At 71.6% G+C, this 24,312-nt stretch carries 18 protein-coding genes; 13 read left to right on the top strand and 5 right to left on the bottom strand.

The features are described 5' to 3' along the window. The first annotated feature begins 87 nt into the window (after positions 1–87). The 10 genes from ACH4NX_RS35875 to ACH4NX_RS35830 all read left to right on the top strand — a co-directional run bounded on the left by ACH4NX_RS35875 (position 88) and on the right by ACH4NX_RS35830 (position 8,521). Positions 88–1,152: a Rossmann-like and DUF2520 domain-containing protein gene (locus tag ACH4NX_RS35875; RefSeq protein WP_398130126.1), complete on the top strand. Its 1,065-nt coding sequence runs from the start codon at positions 88–90 to the stop codon at positions 1,150–1,152. Beyond that, positions 1,149–2,159, top strand: a complete 1,011-nt coding sequence (gene panC, locus ACH4NX_RS35870) for a pantoate--beta-alanine ligase (protein ID WP_398130125.1) — start codon at positions 1,149–1,151, stop codon at positions 2,157–2,159. The genes ACH4NX_RS35875 and panC overlap by 4 nt, the downstream gene beginning before the upstream one ends. Beyond that, positions 2,156–3,913, top strand: a complete 1,758-nt coding sequence (locus tag ACH4NX_RS35865; protein ID WP_398130124.1) for an L-aspartate oxidase — start codon at positions 2,156–2,158, stop codon at positions 3,911–3,913. The genes panC and ACH4NX_RS35865 overlap by 4 nt, the downstream gene beginning before the upstream one ends. Positions 3,914–3,918: 5 nt before the next feature. Continuing rightward, on the top strand, positions 3,919–4,899 hold the full coding sequence (gene nadC, locus ACH4NX_RS35860) for a carboxylating nicotinate-nucleotide diphosphorylase (protein ID WP_351387711.1): 981 nt from the start codon (positions 3,919–3,921) through the stop codon (positions 4,897–4,899). Between the two features lie 5 nt (positions 4,900–4,904). Next, positions 4,905–5,702, top strand: a complete 798-nt coding sequence (locus ACH4NX_RS35855; RefSeq protein WP_003975453.1) for a type III pantothenate kinase — start codon at positions 4,905–4,907, stop codon at positions 5,700–5,702. Positions 5,703–5,959: 257 nt separating this feature from the next. Beyond that, complete coding sequence (locus ACH4NX_RS35850) at positions 5,960–6,601, top strand: hypothetical protein (RefSeq protein ID WP_398130123.1); 642 nt, start codon at positions 5,960–5,962, stop codon at positions 6,599–6,601. Between the two features lie 23 nt (positions 6,602–6,624). Then, positions 6,625–6,804, top strand: a complete 180-nt coding sequence (locus ACH4NX_RS35845; RefSeq protein ID WP_279564289.1) for a hypothetical protein — start codon at positions 6,625–6,627, stop codon at positions 6,802–6,804. A gap of 157 nt (positions 6,805–6,961) precedes the next feature. Then, a complete protein-coding gene (locus tag ACH4NX_RS35840; RefSeq protein ID WP_351387709.1) occupies positions 6,962–7,360 on the top strand; it encodes a BlaI/MecI/CopY family transcriptional regulator in 399 nt (132 codons plus the stop codon). A gap of 9 nt (positions 7,361–7,369) precedes the next feature. Next, positions 7,370–7,879, top strand: a complete 510-nt coding sequence (locus ACH4NX_RS35835; protein ID WP_279564291.1) for an amino-acid N-acetyltransferase — start codon at positions 7,370–7,372, stop codon at positions 7,877–7,879. Positions 7,880–8,185: 306 nt separating this feature from the next. Further along, a complete protein-coding gene (locus ACH4NX_RS35830) occupies positions 8,186–8,521 on the top strand; it encodes an Lsr2 family protein (protein WP_279564292.1) in 336 nt (111 codons plus the stop codon). On the opposite strand, the gene ACH4NX_RS35825 is transcribed toward ACH4NX_RS35830, so the two are convergent. Next, a complete protein-coding gene (locus ACH4NX_RS35825) occupies positions 8,522–9,178 on the bottom strand; it encodes an SCO3374 family protein (protein ID WP_398130121.1) in 657 nt (218 codons plus the stop codon). A 430-nt stretch (positions 9,179–9,608) separates the two neighbouring features. Between ACH4NX_RS35825 and ACH4NX_RS35820 the strand changes: the two genes are divergently transcribed. After that, on the top strand, positions 9,609–12,134 hold the full coding sequence (locus ACH4NX_RS35820) for an ATP-dependent Clp protease ATP-binding subunit (protein WP_351386745.1): 2,526 nt from the start codon (positions 9,609–9,611) through the stop codon (positions 12,132–12,134). Between the two features lie 66 nt (positions 12,135–12,200). Here ACH4NX_RS35820 and ACH4NX_RS35815 read toward each other — a convergent pair whose 3' ends face one another. The 3 genes from ACH4NX_RS35815 to ACH4NX_RS35805 form a co-directional block, all read right to left on the bottom strand. Continuing rightward, the gene (locus ACH4NX_RS35815; protein WP_398130136.1) at positions 12,201–15,542 is read right to left on the bottom strand and encodes an NACHT domain-containing protein; all 3,342 of its coding nucleotides are present in this window, start codon (positions 15,540–15,542) and stop codon (positions 12,201–12,203) included. A 63-nt stretch (positions 15,543–15,605) separates the two neighbouring features. Then, a complete protein-coding gene (locus ACH4NX_RS35810) occupies positions 15,606–18,179 on the bottom strand; it encodes an NACHT domain-containing protein (RefSeq protein WP_351386743.1) in 2,574 nt (857 codons plus the stop codon). A gap of 9 nt (positions 18,180–18,188) precedes the next feature. Beyond that, positions 18,189–20,789 (bottom strand): NACHT domain-containing protein, encoded by a 2,601-nt coding sequence (locus ACH4NX_RS35805; RefSeq protein WP_398130120.1) that lies wholly within the window; start codon positions 20,787–20,789, stop codon positions 18,189–18,191. 398 nt (positions 20,790–21,187) lie between these two features. On the opposite strand from ACH4NX_RS35805, the gene ACH4NX_RS35800 reads away from it, so the two are divergent. Beyond that, on the top strand, positions 21,188–21,853 hold the full coding sequence (locus ACH4NX_RS35800) for a M23 family metallopeptidase (protein WP_351386739.1): 666 nt from the start codon (positions 21,188–21,190) through the stop codon (positions 21,851–21,853). Between the two features lie 95 nt (positions 21,854–21,948). Here ACH4NX_RS35800 and ACH4NX_RS35795 read toward each other — a convergent pair whose 3' ends face one another. After that, positions 21,949–22,548, bottom strand: coding sequence for a TetR/AcrR family transcriptional regulator (locus tag ACH4NX_RS35795; RefSeq protein WP_398130119.1), 600 nt, complete (start codon positions 22,546–22,548; stop codon positions 21,949–21,951). Between the two features lie 147 nt (positions 22,549–22,695). On the opposite strand from ACH4NX_RS35795, the gene ACH4NX_RS35790 reads away from it, so the two are divergent. After that, positions 22,696–24,312, top strand: a complete 1,617-nt coding sequence (locus tag ACH4NX_RS35790; RefSeq protein ID WP_398130118.1) for an MDR family MFS transporter — start codon at positions 22,696–22,698, stop codon at positions 24,310–24,312.

The raw sequence follows: 24,312 nt of genomic DNA, 5'->3' as shown, positions 1-24,312 counted from the left end.
ACCGGACGTGCCCCGAACCAATCGCGTTAACATGACGAGAAATCGTCCGGTACCCCGAGCGGACTGGAACGGGAAGGCCGCCGTCGCGTGAACACAACCCCACAGCCAGACCCCAAGGACCGCCCCGCGCGGCTCACCGTAGGCGTCGTCGGCGCCGGACGCGTGGGCCCCGCGCTGGCCGCGTCACTCCAGCTCGCCGGACACCGCCCGGTGGCCGTCTCCGGGGTCTCCGACGCCTCCAGACGGCGTGCCGCGGAGCTGCTCCCGGACGTGCCGCTCGTGTCGCCCGCCGAGGTCCTCCAGCGCGCCGAGCTGGTCCTGCTGACGGTCCCCGACGACGCCCTGCCCGGCCTGGTGACGGGGCTCGCCGAGACCGGGTCGGTGCGGCCTGGCCAACTGCTCGTGCACACCTCCGGGCGGTACGGCGCGAGGGTCCTGGACCCGGCGCTGCGGGCCGGCGCCCTGCCGCTGGCCCTGCACCCGGCGATGACCTTCACCGGCGCCCCCGTGGACGTCCAGCGCCTGGCCGGCTGCTCCTTCGGCGTCACCGCGCCCGAGGAACTGCGGCTGGCCGCCGAGGCACTGGTCATCGAGATGGGCGGCGAGCCGGAGTGGATCGCGGAGGACAAGCGCCCGCTGTACCACGCGGCGCTGGCCCTCGGCGCCAACCACCTGGTCACCCTGGTCGCACAGTCCATGGAGCTGCTGCGCACGGCGGGTGTCGAGGCTCCCGACCGGATGCTGGGCCCGCTGCTGGGCGCCTCCCTGGACAACGCCCTGCGCTCCGGCGACGCGGCCCTCACCGGCCCCGTCGCGCGCGGGGACGCGGGCACGGTCGCCGCGCACATCGTGGAGCTGCGCGCGCACGCCCCGCAGGCCGTCGCCGGCTATCTCGCGATGGCCCGCGCGACCGCCGACCGGGCGCTGGACCACGGGCTGCTGAAAGCCGAACTCGCCGAGGACCTGCTCGTGGTACTCGCCGACGGGACGGGCGGGACGAGCGGGACGGCCGGCCCCGAAGGCACCACCCGCGCCACCGATACCGACAGTACCGACCGCACTGACAGCACCACCGGCACCGATGACCCTGACGGCACCGATGACCCCGACGGCACCGACGGCACCGACGGCACCGAGGGAGACGCCCGATGACCACCACCCAGCCCGACCTGCTGCGCACCGCCGCCGAGCTGCACGCGCGCGTGCGGCACGGCCGCCGGGCCGTCGTGATGACCATGGGCGCCCTGCACACCGGCCACGCCACCCTGATCCGCACGGCCCGCGACCTCGTGGGCCCGGACGGCGAGGTCGTCGTCACCGTCTTCGTCAACCCGCTGCAGTTCGGCGCCGGCGAGGACCTCGACCGCTACCCGCGCACCCTGGACGCCGACCTGGAGATCGCCGGACGGGCGGGCGCGGACGCCGTCTTCGCCCCTGCCGTCGACGAGGTCTACCCGGGCGGCGAACCCCAGGTACGCGTCACAGCCGGCCCCATGGGCGAACGCCTGGAGGGCGCCTCCCGTCCCGGCCACTTCGACGGCATGCTCACCGTCGTCGCCAAGCTGCTCCACCTCACCCGCCCCGACCTGGCCCTCTACGGCCAGAAGGACGCCCAGCAGCTCGCCCTGATCCGCCGCATGGTCCGCGACCTGAACTTCGGCGTGGAGATCGTCGGCGTCCCCACCGTGCGCGAGGAGGACGGCCTGGCGCTGTCCAGCCGCAACCGCTACCTCTCGACCCGGGAGCGGCGCACCGCCCTCGCGCTCTCCCAGGCGCTGTTCGCCGGCCTGGACCGGCACGCGGCCCAGGAGGCGCTGTGCGCGAGGGCCCGCGAAGTGCCCGCCACCCAGGCGCGTGCCGAGGCGCTGAGCGCCCTGGGCGAGTCCCGCGCGGCGGCCGACGCCCACGCCGTCGCCACGTCCGCCCCGGGCAGTGCCACGGCCGTCCGGGCCGCCGCCCGCCTCGTACTGGACGACGCGGCCCGCGCCGACCCTCCGCTGGAGCTGGACTACCTCGCCCTGGTCGACCCCTCCGACTTCACCGAGATCGGTGACGACCACACCGGCGAGGCCGTTCTCGCCGTCGCCGCCCGGGTCGGCGCGACCCGGCTGATCGACAACGTCCCCCTCACCTTCGGAACGTTCGGAGCCGCCTCGTGACCAGCACAGGCATACGACTGCACGCCCCCGCGCCCGGCTGGGCCATCGCCGCGGACGTGGTCGTCGTCGGCTCCGGCGTCGCCGGCCTCACCACCGCCCTGCGCTGCGAGGCGGCCGGCCTGCGGACGGTCGTGGTCACCAAGGCCCGACTCGACGACGGCTCCACCCGCTGGGCGCAGGGCGGCATCGCGGCGGCCCTGGGCGAGGGCGACACCCCCGAGCAGCACCTGGACGACACCCTGGTCGCCGGCGCGGGCCTGTGCGACGAGGAGGCGGTCCGCACCCTGGTCACCGAGGGCCCCGACGCCGTACGCCGCCTCATCGCCACCGGCGCGCGGTTCGACGAGTCCGCCGAGGGCGGCCTGGAACTGACCCGCGAGGGCGGCCACCACCGCCGCCGCATCGCCCACGCCGGCGGCGACGCCACGGGTGCGGAGATCTCCCGGGCCCTGGTCGAGGCGGTCGACGACGTGATGCCGTCGGACACCCGCGCGCGCGGGATCCGCACGATCGAGAACGCCCTCGTCCTGGACCTCCTCACGGACGCCGACGGCCGCACCGCCGGCGTCACCCTGCACGTCATGGGCGAGGGCCAGCACGACGGCGTGGGAGCGGTCCACGCCCCCGCCGTCGTCCTCGCCACCGGCGGCATGGGCCAGGTCTTCTCGGCGACGACGAACCCGTCCGTCTCCACGGGCGACGGCGTCGCGCTCGCCCTGCGCGCGGGCGCGGAGGTGAGCGACCTCGAATTCGTCCAGTTCCACCCGACCGTCCTCTTCCTCGGCCCGGACGCCGAGGGCCAGCAGCCCCTCGTCTCGGAGGCGGTACGCGGCGAGGGCGCCCACCTGGTCGACGCGGACGGCGTGCGCTTCATGGTGGGACAGCACGAGCTGGCGGAACTGGCCCCCCGCGACATCGTCGCCAAGGGCATCACGCGCCGCATGCAGGAGCAGGGCGCCGAGCACATGTACCTGGACGCCCGGCACTTCGGCGCCGACATGTGGGAGCACCGCTTCCCGACGATCCTCGCCGCCTGCCGCGCGCACGGCATCGACCCGGTCACCGAGCCGGTCCCGGTCGCCCCGGCCGCCCACTACGCCTCCGGCGGCGTCCGCACCGACGCCCGCGGCCGTACGACGGTCGCCGGCCTGTACGCGTGCGGAGAGGTCGCCTGCACCGGCGTGCACGGAGCCAACCGCCTGGCCTCCAACTCACTCCTCGAAGGCCTGGTCTACGCCGAGCGCATCGCCGCGGACATAGCGGCCGGCCACGCGGACGGCACCCTCCACGCGCGGGTGCCGGCGCCCATCCAGCACCCCGACCACCCGGCCCACCCCCTCCTGCCGCCCGAGGCCCGCCTCACGATCCAGCGGACCATGACCGAGGGCGCCGGAGTCCTGCGCTCGGCCGGCTCCCTCACCCGGGCCGCCGACCAGCTGCGCCACCTGCACGACGAGGCCCGCGAAGCCCTGCACGAGAACGGCAAGACGTCCGAGCCGGGCGTCGACACCTGGGAGGCCACCAACCTCCTGTGCGTGGCCCGCGTCCTGGTCGCCGCGGCGGAGCGGCGCGAGGAGACCCGCGGCTGTCACTGGCGCGAGGACCACGCGGACCGCGACGACACGACGTGGCGCCGCCACATCGTCGTACGCCTGAACCCGGACCGATCCCTCGCCGTGCACACCACGGACACGCCAGAATTCCCCCCGACCACCCATGGCCCCCAGCCGGCGCACCGTCCCCAGGAGCAGTGACAGCAGTGAACACCCCCGATCTTCCCCTCGCCTCCACCGGAGGCTGCGGCGACGGCTGCGCCTGCGGCGCGGACACCGACGAAGAGACCTTCATGGAGTGCGGCCTCGACCCCGCGCTCGCGGCACTCATGCTGGACTCCGGACTCGACCCCGTGGAGGTCGAGGACCTCGCGAACCTCGCCATCCAGGAGGACCTGGCGGGCGGCGTGGACGTGACGACGGTCGCGACCATCCCCGAGGAGGCCGTGGCCACCGCCGACTTCACCGCGCGCGAGGCGGGCGTGGTGGCGGGCCTCAGGATCGCCGAGGCCGTGATGTCGGTGGTCTGCACGGACGAGTTCGAGGTGGAACGCCACGTCGAGGACGGCGACCGCGTCGAAGCGGGCCAGAAGCTCCTCTCCGTCACCACCCGCACCCGCGACATCCTCACCGCCGAGCGCAGCGCGCTGAACCTCCTGTGCCGCATGTCGGGCATCGCGACGGCCACGCGCGCGTGGGCGGACGTCCTGGACGGCACGAAGGCCAAGGTCCGCGACACCCGCAAGACGACCCCGGGCCTGCGCTCACTCGAGAAGTTCGCCGTCCGCTGCGGCGGCGGCGTCAACCACCGCATGTCCCTCTCGGACGCGGCCCTGGTCAAGGACAACCACGTGGTGGCCGCGGGCGGCGTGGCGGCGGCCTTCCAGGCCGTGCGCGAACGCTTCCCGGACGTCCCCATCGAGGTCGAGGTCGACACCCTGCACCAGCTCCGCGAGGTCGTGGACGCGGGCGCCGACCTGATCCTCCTGGACAACTTCACCCCGGACGAGTGCGAGGAGGCGGTCGCCCTGGTCGCCGGCCGAGCCGCCCTGGAGGCGTCCGGCCGCCTCGCCCTGGACAACGCCAAGGCGTACGCGGCCACGGGCGTCGACTACCTGGCCGTGGGCGCCCTCACCCACAGCTCCCCGATCCTGGACATCGGCCTGGACCTGCGAGCGGCGGAGTAGATCCCATGCTGCTGACGATCGACGTAGGCAACACACACACCGTCCTGGGCCTCTTCGACGGCGAGGACATCGTCGAACACTGGCGCATCTCCACGGACTCGCGCCGCACGGCCGACGAGCTGGCGGTGCTCCTCCAGGGCCTGATGGGCATGCACCCCCTCCTCGGCGACGAGCTGGGCGACGGCATCGACGGCATCGCCATCTGCGCGACCGTCCCCTCGGTCCTGCACGAACTGCGCGAGGTCACGCGCCGCTACTACGGGGACGTCCCCGCGGTCCTCGTCGAACCGGGCGTGAAGACGGGCGTGCCGATCCTCACCGACCACCCCAAGGAGGTCGGCGCCGACCGCATCATCAACGCGGTCGCCGCGGTGGAGCTCTACGGCGGCCCGGCGATCGTCGTGGACTTCGGTACGGCGACGACGTTCGACGCGGTCAGCGCGCGCGGGGAGTACATCGGCGGGGTCATCGCCCCCGGCATCGAGATCTCGGTCGAGGCGCTCGGCGTCAAGGGCGCCCAGCTCCGCAAGATCGAGGTGGCCCGGCCGCGCAGCGTGATCGGCAAGAACACGGTCGAGGCGATGCAGTCCGGCATCGTCTACGGCTTCGCCGGCCAGGTCGACGGGGTCGTCAACCGCATGGCCCGCGAGCTGGCCGACGACCCGGACGACGTCACGGTCATCGCGACGGGCGGACTGGCGCCGATGGTGCTGGGGGAGTCCTCGGTCATCGACGAACACGAGCCGTGGCTGACGCTGATGGGGCTGCGCCTGGTGTACGAGCGGAACGTGTCCCGCATGTAGGTGTACGGACGCGGACGGGCACGGGTGGACGCGGGGCGGGGCGGTTCGGGAGCGGGGACGAAGCGGCCCGCCTCCGGCCCGCCTCCGACCCGGCCCGCCGACGCGCCCACCCGCACCACCGCCGGACGCCCACGCCGGACGCCCACGCCGGATGCCCGGGCCGGATGCTCACGCCTCAGGCCCGGGCATCCGAGTGGCCCCCACGCCACACCCGCCCCCTATGCCAGGTTTGTCTGATTAGCGCGTATCGTCGCCGCATGCCCACGCCCTACGGATCCCGCGGCGGCATGGCGTTCGGTGCTCAGGAGCTGCGTGTGCTCCGGCGCGCCCTCGCCCTCGCCCTGAACCCCAGCCCCGTCTCGGCGGAGGAGGCCCAGGACTGTCTCCGCCTCGCCCGGTCGCTCGACGAGGCGATGCGGGAGAGCGCCCGGCTACGCGCCTTCCTGGTGGCCGACCTCGCCAGGTACCGCGCCGCCCTCCCCGGCACCGTCACCGGCTATCTCACGCTGCTGGACGAGGCGCTGGGTGCCGGACACCGGCCGGGCGCGGACGACCTCGCCGCCCTCGGAGCCCTGCGCGGCAACCCCGCGGCGGCCGCCCTCCTCGCCCGCTGCGGGCCCACGGCGGCCACGGCGGCCGCCGCGACCGGAGCGGCCACGGCGGCCACGGCGTCCACCGCGGTCACCATCACTCTGCCCGCCGCGCGCACCCACCTCCACGCTCTCCCCGGCGGTCAGCAGCCCGACAAGAAACCCGCGCAGAAGCCCGCCCAGAAACCGGCCCCCCAGCCCGTCCCCGCCGCCCCCAGGCGCCCCGTCCCCACCCCGGGCGAGGTCTTCCCCCGCCGCAGGCCGGCCCCGCCCGTCCCCGGCTCCCGGCACCACCTCGTCGCCGGCTGAGGCGGGCTGGCTACCCTGGTTCCATGGACTACGTCTCCGCGCTCCTGCCCCCGGCCGTCATGGCCGTGTTCTTCATCGGCGTGATCAGGGTGATCGTGAAGACCCAGGGTGGCGCCAACAAGGCCAAGGAGGACGCGGCCGTCGACGCCGCCCTCGCGCGAGCGGAGGGTGCCCGACAGGCGCCCGCGCACCCCGAGGCCTGACCGGGCCGCCCCGCGACGGGCATCGGCCCCCACCGCGTACGACTCCCCGCCCACCGAGGAGTCGTACGCCCTTTTTGTGACCGTTTGCCCGCAAAAGTGCACGTCCGGCACGCGGTCGCCGGGATCTCCCACTATCGTTCGGAGCGTGCCTCGCCCATTGGGAGAACTCGAAGACGCGGTCATGACGAGGGTGTGGAAGTGGAACCGCCTCGTGACCGTTCGAGAAGTCCTGGAAGACCTGCAACGGGAACGGTCCATCGCGTACACCACCGTGATGACCGTTTTGGACAATCTCCATCAGAAGGGCTGGGTGCGCCGCGAGGCGGAAGGCCGGGCCTATCGATATGAGGCGGTCTCCACCCGCGCTGCCTACGCCGCCGCGCTGATGAACGACGCGTGGTCCCAGAGCGACAACCCCACCGCCGCCCTCATCGCCTTCTTCGGCATGATGAGCGAGGAACAACGCGAGGCGCTCAGAGACGCCATCCGCATCGTGCAGGGACCGGAAACGTCCGCGCCCAACCCCGGCTCGGTGCCGGACGCGGGCGAGCGATAGCGTCCCCACATGTCAAAAGCCATCACCGTCCGGCGGGCCCGCACCAGCGATGTCCCCGACGTGCGCCGGCTCCTCGACGCGTACGTCCGTGACCGCATCCTGCTCGACAAAGCGATGGTGACGCTTTACGAGAGCATCCAGGAGTTCTGGATCGCCGAACGGGACGACAACGCCGAGGTGGTCGGCTGCGGTGCCCTGCACGTGATGTGGGAAGACCTCGCGGAAGTGCGGACTCTCGCGGTGAAGCCCGGCCTGAAGGGCGTCGGTGTCGGCCATCAGTTGCTGGAGAAGTTGCTGGAGACCGCGCGCTGGCTCGGTGTTCGACGCGTTTTCTGTCTGACCTTCGAAGTGGACTTCTTCGTCAAGCACGGCTTCGTGGAGATCGGGGAGACGCCGGTCGACACCGATGTCTACGCGGAGCTGCTGCGTTCCTATGACGAGGGCGTAGCGGAGTTCCTGGGTCTCGAACGAGTGAAACCGAACACCCTGGGCAACAGCCGGATGCTTCTGCATCTGTGATCGTCGGGCATCGGCAGGCATCCGCCGCTCTTCCCGGCCGTTCGTAGTCCTTGACGGACCATCGCAGCCCTTCGCATCCCTTCGCCAGGTTTATTCCACTGACGGAGCGTTCGCGGGTTCCCTATGTCCGAAACGCGTATCTTTCCGGCCCCGAGCCGGACTGCCGGTCTCCACCGGGGGTTTGTGTTTTTCCGGCAAAAGCGGTTTGCTTTCCGACGTACTGCAGTACTGCATATAACAAGGGACGGCGATACGGCGGACGCCGGCGGATCTCCGTCCCTCACGTTATCGATGAAAGGAAATCCAGTGGCACAGAAGGTTCAGGTCCTTCTTGTCGACGACCTCGACGGCGGCGAGGCAGACGAGACCGTGACGTTCGCGCTGGACGGCAAGACCTACGAGATCGATCTCACCACCGCCAATGCGGACAAGCTCCGTGGGCTTCTCGATCCCTACCTGAAGGGCGGTCGTCGTACCGGGGGCCGTGCTTCGGGCGGACGCGGCAAGGCGCGCGCTTCTTCCGGTGGCAGCCAGGACACCGCGGCGATCCGCGCCTGGGCCAAGGAGAACGGCTGGGACGTGAACGACCGCGGCCGTGTTCCCGCGAAGGTTCGCGAGGCGTACGAGCAGGCCAACGGCTGATCACCCGCACCCGACCCGCGCCCCGAAGAAGCGGGAGGGCGGGGAGAGCCGGACCCGGTGGCACTGGGTCGCCAGTGTGTGGACCAGGCGCGCGAGATCGGGGGCGGTTTCGGCGCCCCCCGTGGCCGACAGTGCCGGCAGCGAGGCCTCGACCCCGCACCCCGGCTCCGGGGGTCGCAGCCAGACGGCGGCCCCCTGTGGGCCGTCGCGACCCGGGGGACGCGGCGGCAGCCCGGCCGGGCCGGGCCGGGGAGTCATGGGCGCCTCCATGAGGCCGCCCGCACCGATCGCCGTCAGGTCGAGCGGCAGCGAGCCCCACTCCAGCCACTCCAGCAGCCCGGGCAGTTCGTCCGCGCCTCCCGTCGCCACGAGCAGCAGCATCCGCTCACCCCGGACGGCCACCGGGAAACCGGGCCGCAGCGGGGCCGCACGGGACCGCTCCAGCCGCTCCAGCCGTTCCAGTGCCGCGTGGCCGGCCTCGGCCGGGACGTCCAGCACGTCGAACCGGAGACCCACGCGCAGCCGCATCGGTACCCCGGGCACCGTCGGCCAGCCGAGCACGTCCTCGTACCACCACCGCACCCGCTCCCACGAGCACGAGCCGCCCGCTTCGAGCGGCCGGCGGGGGAACGGGACCGAGGGCGGGGCGCCAGCCATGCCAAGCGCAACAGTGGCGAGAGCGCCCGGGTTACGCTGGGTGTTGGTTCGAATGCGCAGAGTGCCGGTCGTGGAGGCGCGCGGGGGCGCGGGGAGGCGCAAGGTTGTTCGCCCGTAGCGGAGGGAACCGGTGTGCGCGGCATGGAGTGTCAGTCCCAGCGGGTAAGACATCCCTAGTGGGAGGGGGCGACACGCAGATCGGGCCGCTTCGCGTTCGCCATCGGCGTACTGGCGACTGGGGTAAGTGCTTGGCCTGCGGGAACATCGTCTCGCACCATCGGGTTGTGGCAGATGTCGGCGTCAGGGGTCAGGAGGCCATCGACGGTGTCGGCAGTTGGAATGAGCGGTCCCCGCTTGCGGGACTAAGCTGCGGAAGGACAGGGAGGGGAAGTTCCCCTTACTGCCTGACCGCTCTGAGGAGCGATTAACGATGTTCGAGAGGTTCACCGACCGCGCGCGGCGGGTTGTCGTCCTGGCTCAGGAAGAAGCCCGGATGCTCAACCACAACTACATCGGCACCGAGCACATCCTCCTGGGCCTGATCCACGAGGGTGAGGGTGTCGCCGCCAAGGCCCTTGAGAGCCTCGGGATTTCGCTCGAGGCGGTCCGCCAGCAGGTGGAGGAGATCATCGGGCAGGGCCAGCAGGCCCCGTCGGGTCACATCCCCTTCACTCCCCGTGCCAAGAAGGTCCTGGAGCTTTCGCTCCGCGAGGCCCTCCAGCTGGGTCACAACTACATCGGCACGGAGCACATCCTGCTCGGCCTGATCCGCGAGGGCGAGGGCGTCGCCGCCCAGGTCCTGGTCAAGCTGGGCGCAGATCTGAACCGGGTGCGGCAGCAGGTCATCCAGCTGCTCTCCGGTTACCAGGGCAAGGAGACCGCCACCGCCGGCGGTCCTGCGGAGGGCACGCCTTCCACGTCCCTGGTTCTCGACCAGTTCGGCCGGAACCTCACCCAGGCCGCTCGTGAGTCCAAGCTCGACCCGGTCATCGGGCGCGAGAAGGAGATCGAGCGGGTCATGCAGGTGCTGTCCCGCCGTACGAAGAACAACCCGGTCCTCATCGGTGAGCCCGGCGTCGGCAAGACCGCCGTCGTCGAGGGCCTCGCGCAGGCCATCGTCAAGGGCGAGGTGCCCGAGACCCTCAAGGACAAGCACCTCTACACCCTGGACCTCGGCGCGCTGGTCGCGGGCTCCCGTTACCGCGGTGACTTCGAGGAGCGCCTGAAGAAGGTCCTCAAGGAGATCCGCACCCGCGGCGACATCATCCTGTTCATCGACGAGCTGCACACGCTGGTCGGTGCGGGTGCCGCCGAGGGCGCCATCGACGCCGCGAGCATCCTCAAGCCGATGCTGGCCCGCGGTGAGCTGCAGACCATCGGTGCGACCACGCTGGACGAGTACCGCAAGCACCTGGAGAAGGACGCGGCCCTCGAGCGCCGCTTCCAGCCGATCCAGGTCGCGGAGCCGTCGCTGCCGCACACGATCGAGATCCTCAAGGGTCTCCGTGACCGGTACGAGGCCCACCACCGCGTCTCCATCACGGACGAGGCCCTGGTCCAGGCGGCGACGCTGGCCGACCGCTACATCTCGGACCGCTTCCTGCCGGACAAGGCGATCGACCTGATCGACGAGGCCGGTTCCCGGATGCGCATCCGCCGGATGACCGCGCCGCCGGACCTGCGCGAGTTCGACGAGAAGATCGCCGGCGTCCGCCGCGACAAGGAGTCCGCGATCGACTCGCAGGACTTCGAGAAGGCCGCCTCCCTGCGCGACAAGGAGAAGCAGCTCCTCGCCGCCAAGGCCAAGCGGGAGAAGGAGTGGAAGGCCGGCGACATGGACGTCGTCGCCGAGGTCGACGGCGAGCTGATCGCCGAGGTCCTCGCCACGGCGACCGGCATCCCGGTCTTCAAGCTCACGGAGGAGGAGTCGTCCCGCCTGCTGCGCATGGAGGACGAGCTCCACAAGCGGGTCATCGGCCAGGTCGACGCCGTCAAGGCGCTGTCCAAGGCGATCCGCCGTACCCGTGCCGGCCTGAAGGACCCGAAGCGTCCCGGTGGCTCGTTCATCTTCGCCGGTCCGTCCGGTGTCGGTAAGACCGAGCTGTCCAAGGCGCTCGCGGAGTTCCTCTTCGGTGACGAGGACGCGCTGATCTCCCTCGACATGTCGGAGTTCAGCGAGAAGCACACGGTCTCCCGTCTCTTCGGTTCGCCCCCCGGTTACGTGGGCTACGAGGAGGGCGGCCAGCTGACGGAGAAGGTGCGCCGCAAGCCGTTCTCGGTCGTCCTCTTCGACGAGGTCGAGAAGGCCCACCCGGACATCTTCAACTCGCTGCTGCAGATCCTGGAGGACGGTCGCCTGACCGACTCCCAGGGCCGGGTCGTGGACTTCAAGAACACGGTCATCATCATGACGACCAACCTCGGTACCCGGGACATCTCCAAGGGCTTCAACCTGGGCTTCGCGGCCTCGGGTGACAAGAAGACCAACTACGAGCGCATGAAGAACAAGGTCCAGGACGAGCTCAAGCAGCACTTCCGGCCCGAGTTCCTCAACCGTGTCGACGACGTGGTCGTCTTCCCGCAGCTCAGCCAGGAGGACATCCTGCGGATCGTCGACCTGATGATCGACAAGGTCGACGAGCGCCTCAAGGACCGGGACATGGGCATCGAGCTCTCCCCGTCCGCCAAGGAGCTGCTGTCCAAGAAGGGCTACGACCCGGTGCTGGGCGCGCGTCCGCTGCGTCGCACGATCCAGCGCGAGGTCGAGGACACGCTGTCGGAGAAGATCCTCTTCGGCGAGCTGCGTCCCGGTCACATCGTGGTCGTGGACACGGAGGGCGAGGGCGACGCCAAGACCTTCACCTTCCGGGGTGAGGAGAAGTCGGCGCTCCCCGACGTCCCGCCGATCGAGCAGGCGGCCGGCGGCGCCGGCCCGAACCTGAGCAAGGAGGCGTAGCCCTCCGGGGGTGCGCCGGAAAGGGGCTGCCCGGGACTTCGGTCCCGGGCAGCCCCTTTCGCTGCCTCAGCGGAACTCCAGGGTCACCTGCGCGCCGGGGAAGACAGCCTGGAAGTCGGACGCGGGGAAGAAGTGTCCGTACCTGTTCCCAAGAACCACGGAATGCACTCCGGGCAGTCGGGGCGCCAGGGGGGCGAGGTGCTCGGTGCCCTCCATCGCGGGGACATGCAGCACCTCAACGCCGGGCAGCTCGGGCATGCGGCCGATGGAGGCCGGCAGGTCCCGGATGATCGCCGCGTTCAGATACAGGTGATTGAGTCCGGGCAGTGCGGCGACCTCCCCCCAGTCGGATGCCGTCAGCTCCGTGGTCAGTGGTCCGAGGCTGAGCGTGTGCAGCGTTCGCCAGTGACCCAGCCCCCGCAGCCCGGTGGTGTCCGTGCTGCCGCCGCCCAGGAAGAGGAAGCCCAGCGGGGCCTCGGTCGGCAGCGCCTCGGTGAGGTCGGCGCCAGGCAGTTCCTGTACCAGGGAGAGAAGGCTCAGTGACGGCAAGGACCGCAGTCCCGTCAGGTCGGCGACGGGGGAGAGGACGAGTTCGGTAAGGGGCAACGGCGACAGTCGGTCCAGACCCGTCGCGTCCGGGCACCCCGAGAGTGTCAAGCGGTTCAGCGAGGTGAAGCGCCGAAGGGCATCAAGTTCGGTCAGCAGCGGATTGACGATGAGCTGGAGCGCGGTCACCGCCCTTGGTTCCGGTACGGCGGCCACGAGGTCTGCGGCTCGACGAGGGCCCGAGACGCGCAACCCGGTCCAGGGGCGCATCCTGGCGAGGGCCGCGAGCTGGGCGGGCGACTCGCAGTCGAGGAAGAGGTCCGTGCGGTCGAGGTGGTCGAGGACCTCGGCCGCGTACTCCTCAGTGCCGAACCGGTGCCAGGTGCCCGTGAGCTGCCGTCGGACGTCGAGGCCCGGGTGATCCCGGAATCGGCGCAGTACCGTGAGTGCCCCGTCGGGTTCCTCCCCGCCCAGGACCGAGGCGGTGACGGTGACGCCCAGGGCCTCCTCGTCCGTCAGTTCCGCTGGCCCCGGCAGGAGTTCCAGCACCAGCGGACCGGCTCCCGCCAGCTGCCTCGCCGCCTCGGTCGTGCGCGGTGGGACGAGTTCGGCGGCCCAGTTCTCCACCTCCTCCCGTACCGCCGGATCCAGCGGTGCCGCGTGCTCGAGAGAGGCCAGGGCAAGCAGCGTGAGCCGCGGTGAGTTCTTCGCCAGCAGCCTCTTCAGCACCGAGACGCGTTCGCGGGGCCGGGCATGCGCCACGGCCATGCGGATGACGTCCTCCCACTGGGTGTCGTCGGCACGGCTGACGAGTACGTCGAGGTGGCCCTCCTCCACGGCACATCGGGCTGCCAGGTAGTCCTGGAAGGTGCGGTGGACGAAATCAACGGAACCCTCGGCAGGGCGGCGCAGTACCCCGCTGCGCAGCAGCAGTGAGCGCAGCACCGTCGACGCGTCCACCTGCCCGACGGCGGACGCCAGGGTGGGCAGCGCTCGCTCCACGATTCTCTCGGCCGTCTCCACGGCCATCTCGCTGCCACCGCTCAACACCAGCGCGTAGGCGATCCGTTGCAGCAGGTCGAGCTGGGCCTCCTCGCCCATTTCCGGAAGTTCGACCGTGCCCATGCCCCGCTCCCGGTCCCGCCGGGAGAGAAGCATGGTGAAGGCCGCTTCGTACAACTCCTTGCGCCCGGTGGGCAGGTAGCCGCGACGCTCGCGGTGGAGGGCGCAGACCAGTCCGCACATGAGGGGGTTGGTGACGAGGCGCGACAGATCGCGCTTGGTGCGCAGAGAGTCCAGCAGCCTTCGCTCGTACTCCGGGGCGCGCGCTGCCTGGTGCCAGCGGTGGACGAAGGTGACGACCTCCGCCCGGCTCATCGGTGCCAGGGACAGTTCCCGGAAACCCTCCTGCGACAGCCAGTCGGAGCGTACGGCGGTGGGACGGGTGGTCACCAGCCAGCGGTTGCGGGGGTAGGCGTGGACGAGGGAGCGCAGCCAGTCCCGGGTGCCGTGGCGGTCGGCGTCCGGGATTTCGTCCAGTCCGTCGATCAGGACCAGGGCCCGCCCATCGGCCAGCACGCGTTCCGCCCAGCCGTCGGGTGGGGACAGCGGGCAGCCGACCGCTCTCAGGAAGGCTTCCGGTGCGGGCGGCGGGCCGGTGCGGATCAGGGTGCGCAGCGGGAGCACGTACGGAATACGTGTGCCTTCTCGAGCCGAGGTCACCGAGAGCCACTGCACCAGTGTCGTCTTCCCGGAGCCCGCGTCGCCCCGCAGCAGCACCCTGGATTCCTTGTCCAGGGTCTCGTCGGCGGGCATCCGACGAGTTCGGGCCGGTGGAGTCTCGCCGGGTATGGCGTCCTGGTCCGTTTCCTGGTCGGCGGTCGCCTCCAGCGTCAGGTACGCGACCTCCAGCGGCCACCGGTCCGGAGAGTCACGCAGGTCGATGCCGTAGATGGTGAGGTGGTTGTGCCGGTCGACCACGTAGGACAGGTACCGGCGTTCGAACGCGGTGTCCCGGGCGTCCGGACGGGGGACACGGGTGATCAGCTCGTCGACCTTCGCGATCAGCTCGGCCTGGGCCCGGGTCTGTTCCACCAGGGTTCGGGCGACGAAGGTGGAGCGCCGGGTGAAGAACTCCAGGATGTGCAGGCAGGCCCACTCGGTCGCCGTGTCGAGGAAGTAGCCGGCGTCGGCGGACAGGCCGGCAGCCGCCCCGGACCCGGAAGTCCGCTGCCGCAGCCGGACGGCCAGTTCCTCGTGCCCCAGCCGCACCGCCTGCACGTCGTCCATGTCCAGGTCGCCCAGGGCGAGCAGCCGCGCGGCCAGGGCGTCGGCGACGGCGGTCTCCTCGTCGCGTGGGAAGGGCGGCTCGCCCGGGGAGTCGAGGGAGTCCGCGACCAGTCGGCCCGCGAGCCTGCGGACCTCCTTCTCGCCGAGGGTGCGCTGCTCGCCCCTGAAGGAGACCAGGCGGGTCAGCCGGACCGGCCTGTCCACCAGCCCGGCGCCGGGCGCGCCCGCCACGAACAGCTTCTTCACCAGCGGGGCGACCAGACTGGACGCCAGCTTCCCGCCGAGTACCGCCGGTTCCATGTGCCACCCCCGTGGTTGATCGACGGGGAGGAGCTTATCGAGGGCCAGGACAACCGGCCGTCGCAGTCCGGCAGCTCGAAGGTCCTCGGTGTGGCCGCCCGACAGGTCGGTGGCGCTGTTGCCGATGTTCGCGGTGATCGTGCAGCCCTTCGACTCGATCTCCGCGCGCTGCTCGGTCTTGTACTCGGCGACGTCGCGGAACAGGTCGGGGAAGCCGCGGACGTACAGGCCGGCGGACTTCCGCTTCTTCAGGCAGGGCAGGGCCTTGTCCATCACGGCCCGGCAGTCCTGGCGCCGACGGGGTTACTGGGCAGTGGCCGGCCGTCCGGCCCGCAGTCACGCCGTGATGTCCACCCCGTCCGGCACGTTCCGCACCCGGGGCAGGCGCGGGTTGACCCGCAGTACCCGCAGCCGGGGGAAGCCGGACAGCCACGCGAGGTCCGTGTCGGGAAGCTCCGCGTTGAGCCAGAGGTGGGTCAGCTGACCGGGGGCCAGGCCCGCCAGCAGTTCCTCGGCGCGCATCACACCGGCCACCTGGATGCGCGGGCGCCCGCCCAGCTGGCGCAGGGCCGCCAGCTCGGCGGTGTCGGCGACGGGGAAGTAGAGGCCGTCCGGGTCGAGATGGGCGATGATCTCCTCGGCGTACCGCTCGGTGTCGAAGTGGCGCCAGCCACGGGCGAGTTCGGCGCGCACCGACAGGGCGGAGCGGGACCGCAGACGGGCCAGGTAGTCGATGGCGGCGTCGTCCTGGACGCGGGTCGCGGTGATGGCGAGCAGCAGCGCCTGCCGGTCGTCGGGGACGTGGCCGGGGTCAGGCAGCAGCTCCAGGACGATGGGGCCGACCCAGCCCAGTCCCCGGGCGGCCGGCTCGGTCGTCGGGCGCACCAGGTTCTTCGTGCGCTCGTGGACGAGCCGCTGGACGGCCGGGTCGAGTTCGGTGACGTGGTCCAGGCAGGCCGCGGCCATCAGCCGGCGGTGGTTGATCTGTGGGCGGCGCAGTCCGGGCGCCGCCGCGAGCAGCCGCTCCAGGAACTCGGCGCATTCCTCGGGGCGGGCGTGGGCGGCGGCCATGCGGATGACCTCCTCCCACTCGGACTGGTGGGCGTGGTCCACCAGCGTGGGGAACCGGCCGCGCGCCACGATCTCCTTGGCGGCCAGGTAGTCCTGGAAGGTGCGGTGGACGAAGTCGACCGACTCTCCCGACCGTTCGCGCAGCAGGCCGGTGCGGTGCAGCAGATGGCGGAAGATCTTCGCGCCGTCCCCCTGCGCACGGGCGGCGGGCATGGCCGGCAGCGCGGCGTCCAGGATGCCGACCGCACGCTCGCCGGTCAGCTCGGAGGCGTCCTCCTCCAGCATGGCGTGGGCCAGCTTCTGCAGCAGCCGTTCCCGGGTGCTCTGCTGGAGCCGCACGTCATCGGCGTACAGCACGTCCCGCTCGGGGTCGCGGCGCTGGAGCAGCATCTCCAGGGCGGCGTCGTAGAGCTCCTTGCGGCCGCTGGGCAGGGAGCCGGCGCGGTCCCGGTTCAGCGCGCATATCAGGCCGCACATCAGCGGGTTGGTGGCGAGCTGGCGCAGCTCGCGGTAGATCCGTACGGAGTGCAGCAGCCGCTGTTCGTACTCGTCCAGCGTGCCCCGTTCCCGCGGCCCGGCCGAGCGGCTCCGCTCGTCCAGCCGGGCCGCCGAGTGCCAGTCCCGGATGAACCGTGTCACCTGGTCCCGCGACATCGGCGCGAGGGACAGCTCGACGAAGTCCTCCTCGGCCAGCCCGCCCCCCGAGAGCCAGCCGTCCGACACGGCGGAGGGCCGGGAGGTGACCAGGCAGCCGTTGCCGGAGAAGACGCGCAGCAGCCGGCGGAGCCGGTCGCGCAGTTCGCCGCGGGTCTTCTCGGGCGCCTCGTCGATGCCGTCGACCAGCAGCAGGGCACGGCCGGAGAGCAGGGTGCGCACGACCCAGCCCTCCGGCGCCCGGCCGGCGAGCGGGTGCCGGACCGCGTGCAGGAAGTCGTCCGGGGCCGGGAAGCCCTCCCGGGCGAAGCGGCGTACGGGCAGGATGAAGGGGACCCGGGAACCCTGGCGGGCGGCGGCCACGGCCAGCCACTGGACCAGGGTCGTCTTGCCGGAGCCCGCGCCCCCGCGCAGCAGCACCCGTTCGTGGTCCTCCAGGGCGCGGTCCGCGAGCAGGACGGTGCGCTGATCGTCCTCCGCGCCGGCCACGCCGCCGCTGCGCTCCTCGGCCTCCAGGCTCAGGTAGGTCTCCTCCAGCGGCCAACGGTCGGGCGCGTTGGGGAAGTCCACGCCGACGATGGTCAGCCAGCCGTGCCGCCGGGCCACCCACTGGGCGTACTCGGCCTCGAACGCCGCGTCCGCCTCCGAGCGTTGCGGCTGCCGGGTCGCCGCCTCGGCGTCGCCCAGGTCGACCAGCTGGGCGATCCGGCCGGCCCGCCCGGCCAGGTGGCGCTGGAGGTAGGGCGAGCGCCGCACCAGATGGTGCAGGACGTGCAGGCACACGGAGACCAGCAGCGCGTCGTGGAACCAGGCGGCGTCCGGCGACAGTTCCCGGTCCGCGCCCTGCACCGCGCCCCGCAGGCGCCGCGCGTAGTCCTGCGGCCCGAGCCGCACGGCGTCGGCGTCGGTGACGTCGACCTCGGCGACGGCGAGCAGGGTGCGGGCCAGGACGTCGACGACCGGGGCCAGTTCGGCGGTGGGCGCGGCGTGCCGCTCGGCGGCGAGGTGGACCAGCTCGGCGGCGGTGCGGTGGACGTCGTCCGGGGTGGCCGGGGCGTCCGGACCGCGCCAGGTGACGAGGCCGGGGACCGGTTCGCGGAACACGGGCGGCCGGACGGGGACCCGGAAGAGTCTGCGGACGAGGGGGGCGGCGAGGTGGGAGGGGGTGCGGACGACGGCATCCATGTATGTGGGTTACCCCTGTGGTCGGGAGGGCGAGCCGGCTGGGACGATCTGGACCTTCACTCCGTCCGGCACCTGCCGGGTCACGGCCGCGTCCGTGTCGGTCAGCACGGCGACGGAGCGCAGGCCGGGGAAGGCCGAGAGCCAGGCCAGCCCCTCCACCGGATGTGCCGCCTCCAGCGTCAGGTGGACGAGGCGCTCGGCGACGATCAGTCCGGTCAGGTCGTCGACCCGGTACGCGCCGCGGACGAGGATGTGCTCCCAGCCGCCGAGCGAGCGGAGCGTACGCAGGTCGTCGGCCGTGGACACGTCGACGGACCACTGCCGGGGCAGGTGTGCGAGGATCTCGCGGGCGTACTGCTCCCGGTCGAACAGGTGCCAGGCGGCGGCGAGCGACTGCTGCACCCCGGAGCCGGGGTGCTCGCGGAAACGGCACAGGAACCGCAGCGCCGCCTCGCTTCCCACACCGGCGGCCGTGAACACCACCCGGGCCGCCGTGCGGTGATCGATCTCCTCCGGCCCCGGCAGCAGACCCAGCACCAGGTCGCCCCCGGCACGCGCCAGCTCCCGCGCCGCCTCGAAGTCCACCGGTGGTACGTGCGTCCGCAGACCGTCCTCCACCCGCTCGCGCACCTCGGGGTCGACCTCCGCCACGTAGCGGAGACCGGCGGCCGCCAGCAGGGTGCCGCGCGCGTGGCCCGAGTCCGCCAGCCGGCGCAGTATGTACTCCGCCTCCCTGGGCCGGGCGTGCGCGAGGGCGAGCAGGATCACGTCCTCCCAGTCGTCCCTCTCGGCGTGGTCGACCAGCAGGTCGAAGTCCATCTCCTGCACGGCCAGCCGGGCACCGAGATAGTCCTGGAAGGTGCGGTGGAGGAAGTCCACCCGCCCCTCGGCGGGCTCGCGCAGCAGTCCCGAGCGCAGCAGCAGGGCGCGGTAGACCTCCTCGTCGCCGCTGCCCGCCAGGTTCAGCGCGGGCAGCGCGCGGCCGATGATCTGGAGGGCCTCGGCCCGGTCCATCTCCTGGCGGCCGTTGCGGATCAGCCACCAGGCCAGCTTCTGGAGCAGCTGCACCTGGACCGCGTACGGCAGCCGCGCCCCGGCGGGGTCGTGCAGCTCCCGCTCCCGGTCACGGCGCTCCAGGAGCATGGCGAGCGCGGCCTCGTACAGGGATCTGCGGTCCTGCGGCAGGAAGCCGCGCCGGTCGCGGTGCAGGGCGCAGAGCATGCCGCACATCAGCGGATTGGTGGCCAGCCGGTTCAGCTCGGACGTGGTCCGCACGGACCGCAGCAGTGCCTCGCCGACCGGCTCCGGCGCGCCGGCCGCGCGGTGCCAGCGGCGTACGAAGGTGGTGACGTCGTCCTGGGACATCCGGGCCAGGACGCGCTCGCCGAAGCCCTCGGCGCCCAGCCAGTCCTCCGGTACGGCCGACGGGCGCGAGGTGACCAGCCACAGGTTGCCGGGGAAGGCCCGCACCAGCTCGCGCAGCCAGCGCCGGGCGGCGGCGCGGCGGTCGCCGGCGATCTCGTCGATGCCGTCGACCAGCAGCACCCCGCGCCGGGCCCGCAGCACCCGCTCCACCCACCCCGGCGGCTGCTCCCCGGCGACCGGGCAGCCGACCGCCCGCAGGAAGTCGCCGGGAAAGGGCAGCTCGGCCCCGGGCCGGACGATCCGGCGCATCGGCAGCACGAAGGGCACCCGCCCGATGAGGTGGGTCAGCCCGTGGTCGTAGGCGCGGCCGGCCGTGGTGACCGCCAGCCACTGGACGAGGGTGGTCTTGCCGGAACCGGCGACGCCGCGCAGGAACACCTGGTCCTGGCCGGCGAGCACCTGCTCGGCGGCCACGGCCAGGTACTCCGCCTCCTGGCGGCCGCCCTCCCGGCCGCCCTCCCGCCCGGCCAGGGGCCGGGCCGCCTCCAGGCTCAGATAGGCCGTGTCCAGCGGCCACTCGCGGGTCCCGGCGTCCAGACCGTAGATGGTGAGCGTGCCGTACCGGGCCGCGATGTGGTCCGCGTAACGCTCCTCGAACCCGGCGTCCTCGGCCGACCGGGACGGCAGCCGTTCCAGCAGTACGTCGACGGCCTGGACGAGCCGGGCCAGCTGCTGGGTCTGGACGGTCTGCTGGCGGGCGACGTAGGTGGAGCGCTGGGTGAGGAAGTTCAGGATGTGCAGGGAGGCGGTGTGCAGCAGCCGCTCGTACAGCAGCAGGCCGTCCGCGCCGAGCCCGTACGGGGCCAGCGGCACGTTCGCGCGCAGCTCGCGGGCGAAGCGCTCCGGCCCGAGCCCGACGGCCTCGTAGTCCTCGACGGTGATCTCGCCGAGCCGGGCGAGGGTGCGGGCCAGGGCGTCCTTGACGGCCGTCGCCTCGGCGGGGTCCACGGGCCCCTCTCCCGGGCCCGCCGCCTTCATCGCCCTGCGGACCAGTTCCCCGGCGACCTTGTCGACGTCCTCGGGCGTGACGCTCCGCTTCTCACCGCGGAAGGACACCAGCGCCGATATCCGCACCGGCCGGTCCACGAGGGCGGCCCCCGGCCCGTCCCGGACGAAGAGCCTGCGGACGAGCGGTGCGACCGCGCTGGACGCGACACGGGCCCCGAGTGCTGTGACGTCGACCATGCTCCGAGCCTAGGTGAACGCCCTTGTGGGAGTGGCGGGTTAACCGGGACGGGAGTAGCCCCCGTCACAATCCGGGCCCCTTCGATCATGGCCGCCGGTGACGTGCCGCACAGGTCATCTGCCCTGTACTACGAGGAATAGTGGAAGCCGCAAGAACTACGAAAACGGACATAGTGGTGTACGTCGATGGCCGTTTCGCGGGCCTCTGAGCTGGTTTTGTCCAGAATGAGGGCTCTGTCTGAGGTCGAGAAGTATCGTGCTGAAGTACTAAATAGCGTCGTAGGTCACACCTTTGTGCGGTTCGGGGGCCCCGGGTTACCAATGTGGAGCCGGCCCGGTGAGCGCATCAGCGTCACGCCGGAAAGGCATCCCTCTGTTCCCGTCCCCATGAGGTTCGAATGTTCCCGCGTGTCACGTCCCGTTCTTCCCGTACGACCATCCGCACCCGCGCCGCGGTGATGGCCGCAGGCCTCGGAGCCTCGGTCGCACTGGGAGCCGGGGTCGCGGCCGCCACCGGCACCCCGGCGGCCAGTAACTCCACCGCCGCGAGCGCCGTCGAGGCCCAGGCCGCGGCGCAGGCCAAGGCGGCGAAGGCCGGCGCGAGCACCGTCGACGCCAAGAAGACGGCCACCAAGAAGAAGGCCGCCTCCTGGGTGGACCCGGTGAAGAACTACAAGCTCACCGCCAGCTTCGCCCAGAACGGCGGCATGTGGGCGAGCAAGCACAGCGGCCAGGACTTCGCCGTGCCGATCGGCACCAACGTCGTCGCCGCCCACGGCGGCACCGTCGTCAAGGCCGGCGGCAACGGCGCCGGTGACGGCCCCGCCTACGGCAACGCGATCGTGGTCAAGCACGGCAACGGCACGTACTCCCAGTACGCGCACCTGTCCAAGATCAACGTGAAGGCCGGCCAGGTCGTGAAGACCGGCCAGTCCATCGCCAAGTCCGGCAACACCGGTAACTCCAGCGGCCCGCACCTGCACTTCGAGATCCGTACGACCGCGAACTACGGTTCGGCCGTCGACCCGGTCTCCTTCCTCCGGGACAAGGGCGTGACCGTCTAAGGATCGTCCAGGGCGGTCCTGGCCTGATCCGGCCAGGACCGGTCCCAGGCCAGGGCCAGGGCCAGGGTCAGTGCCAGGGCCGGGGCGGGGGGGGGCTACACGCCCCCCGCGCCCCGGTGTGCCTGCGTCACCAGATCGGTGGCGACCTCGAGAACGGCCGCGCGCCTCTTCTCGGGGTCGTCCTCCAGGTCCTGGAGGACGAACATCCCGGCGTGCAGCGTGAACAGCGCACTGACGCAGCGGACCTGGTCGACCAGGTCCGCTTCCGGGTCGATGAGGATGTCGCGCAGCCCGAGCATGCGGTTCTTGAACATCTCGCCGATGCGCAGGTCCCGCACCGTCGCCTGGTTCTCCTGCATGAAGCGGAACAGCGGTGCCGCGCCGGCCAGCACCTCGCCGTACCGGCGGAGGGCCTCCCGCTTCGTCTCCAGGGTGTGCGGCTGCTCCCGCCCCCACGCGATCAGGTCCTGGATCGGCCGCGTGAGGTCCTCGAAGATGCTGACGAGGATCTCTTCCTTGGTCTTGAAGTGGTAGTAGAGCGCGGCCTTGGTGACGTCCAGGCTCTCGGCGATCTCGCGCAGGGAGGTCTTCTCGTACCCCTGCTCGGCGAAGAGCTCGAGTGCCACGTCCTGGATGCGCTGGCGGGTGTCCCCGCGGCGTCGCTGCTGCTTGGTGCCGTCCATCGTGCCGCCCATCCTCCTATGCACCCCCTGCTCCGCGCACTTTCCGAAAAACTTACTTGACGCCCGGCTAGTTACGAGTCTACTTTCCCCAGTGTAGTGAACTTGCCGGTCGGCAAGTAAGCAGGCGAGTGCGCAGCGGCAGCTGGGGGAGTGGGAGCGATGGCGGACACACCGGAGACAGGGGCCGGCGACGGCGGGACCGGCGGAGCCGGCGCGGTGAAGCAGCCGAGGAGCGTGCGGGTGGTCCTGCTCGCGCTCATGATCGCGATGATGCTCGCGATGCTCGACAACATGATCGTCGGCACCGCGATGCCGACGATCGTGGGCGAGCTGGGCGGCCTGGAGCACCTCTCCTGGGTGGTCACCTCCTACACCCTCGCGACCGCGGCCTCCACCCCGCTGTGGGGCAAGCTCGGCGACATGTACGGGCGCAAGGGCGTCTTCATGACGTCGATCGTGATCTTCCTGATCGGCTCGGCGCTCAGCGGCATGGCCCAGGACATGGGCCAGCTCATCGGCTTCCGCGCCGTGCAGGGCCTGGGCGCCGGCGGCCTGATGGTCGGCGTCATGGCCATCATCGGCGACCTGATACCGCCCCGGGAGCGCGGCAAGTACCAGGGCATGATGGCCGGCGTCATGGCGCTGGCGATGATCGGCGGACCGCTGGTCGGCGGCACCATCACCGACCACTGGGGCTGGCGCTGGTCCTTCTACATCAACCTGCCGCTCGGCGCGGTCGCGCTGGTCGCCGTCAGCGCCGTACTGCACCTGCCGAAGAAGCGCAGTCAGGCGCGGATCGACTACCTGGGCGCCGTGCTGCTGACCGTCGGCATCACCGCCGTCGTGCTCGTGACCACCTGGGGCGGCACCGAGTACGCCTGGACCTCCGCGCGGATCATGGAGCTGATCGGCATCGGCGTCGCCGCGCTGGTCGGGTTCGGCTTCTGGCAGACCCGGGCCGCCGAGCCGATCATGCCGCTGCACATCTTCCGCAGCCGCAACTTCACGCTGATGTCCCTGATCGGCTTCATCGTCGGCTTCGTGATGTTCGGCGCCACCCTCTTCCTGCCGCTGTACCAGCAGTCGGTGCAGGGCGCGTCCGCCACCAACTCCGGGCTGCTGCTCCTGCCGATGCTGGGCGCGATGCTCGTCACGTCGATGGTGGCGGGGCGGGTCACCACCAACACCGGCCGCTACAAGATCTTCCCGGTGGCCGGCGGCGCGCTGATGACCGTCGGGCTCTACCTGCTGTCGACCATGGACACCGACACCAGCCGCTTCACCTCCGGGGTGTACATGGCCGTCGTCGGCCTCGGCATGGGCTGCCTGATGCAGATCACCATGCTGGTGGCGCAGAACAGCGTGGAGATGAAGGACATGGGCGTCGCCTCCTCCTCCACCACCCTCTTCCGCACCCTCGGCTCCTCCTTCGGCGTCGCGATCATGGGCGCCCTGTTCAACCACCGTGTCCAGGAGGTCATGTCGGAGAAGGCGGGCGCGCTGGGTACCGAGGTGACGGAGCAGTCGGCCCAGCTGGACGCGGCGAGCCTGGCCGAACTGCCGGAGGCGGCACGCGTGGCCTACCAGGACGCGGTGTCCTCCGGCACGCACGGAGCGTTCCTGCTGGGCGCCGTGGTGGCGGTGGCCGCCCTGGTCGCGGCGGTCTTCGTGAAGGAGGTACCGCTGAAGGGAGCGGGACCGAAGGACACGGAGGGCCCGGCCGACGGGGACGGCGACACGGCGGCGGCCAAGGCACCGGTGACCGAGGCGGTGTGA

Source organism: Streptomyces sp. NPDC017225 (assembly GCF_044331465.1).
GTDB lineage: Bacteria > Actinomycetota > Actinomycetes > Streptomycetales > Streptomycetaceae > Streptomyces.
The sequence above is the reverse complement of the archived record's forward strand: the minus strand, read 5'-3'. Positions and strand labels throughout refer to the sequence as shown.

Coding starts and splice junctions, on each gene's coding strand:
- ACH4NX_RS35835 (WP_279564291.1), top strand. CDS start 7,370: ATGTCAAAAGCCATCACCGTCCGGCGGGCCCGCACCAGCGATGTCCCC.
- ACH4NX_RS35820 (WP_351386745.1), top strand. CDS start 9,609: ATGTTCGAGAGGTTCACCGACCGCGCGCGGCGGGTTGTCGTCCTGGCT.
- ACH4NX_RS35790 (WP_398130118.1), top strand. CDS start 22,696: ATGGCGGACACACCGGAGACAGGGGCCGGCGACGGCGGGACCGGCGGA.
- ACH4NX_RS35825 (WP_398130121.1), bottom strand. CDS start 9,178: ATGGCTGGCGCCCCGCCCTCGGTCCCGTTCCCCCGCCGGCCGCTCGAA.
- ACH4NX_RS35805 (WP_398130120.1), bottom strand. CDS start 20,789: ATGGTCGACGTCACAGCACTCGGGGCCCGTGTCGCGTCCAGCGCGGTC.
- ACH4NX_RS35845 (WP_279564289.1), top strand. CDS start 6,625: ATGGACTACGTCTCCGCGCTCCTGCCCCCGGCCGTCATGGCCGTGTTC.
- ACH4NX_RS35810 (WP_351386743.1), bottom strand. CDS start 18,179: ATGGATGCCGTCGTCCGCACCCCCTCCCACCTCGCCGCCCCCCTCGTC.
- ACH4NX_RS35850 (WP_398130123.1), top strand. CDS start 5,960: ATGCCCACGCCCTACGGATCCCGCGGCGGCATGGCGTTCGGTGCTCAG.
- ACH4NX_RS35795 (WP_398130119.1), bottom strand. CDS start 22,548: ATGGGCGGCACGATGGACGGCACCAAGCAGCAGCGACGCCGCGGGGAC.
- panC (WP_398130125.1), top strand. CDS start 1,149: ATGACCACCACCCAGCCCGACCTGCTGCGCACCGCCGCCGAGCTGCAC.
- ACH4NX_RS35800 (WP_351386739.1), top strand. CDS start 21,188: ATGTTCCCGCGTGTCACGTCCCGTTCTTCCCGTACGACCATCCGCACC.
- ACH4NX_RS35855 (WP_003975453.1), top strand. CDS start 4,905: ATGCTGCTGACGATCGACGTAGGCAACACACACACCGTCCTGGGCCTC.
- ACH4NX_RS35815 (WP_398130136.1), bottom strand. CDS start 15,542: ATGGACAAGGCCCTGCCCTGCCTGAAGAAGCGGAAGTCCGCCGGCCTG.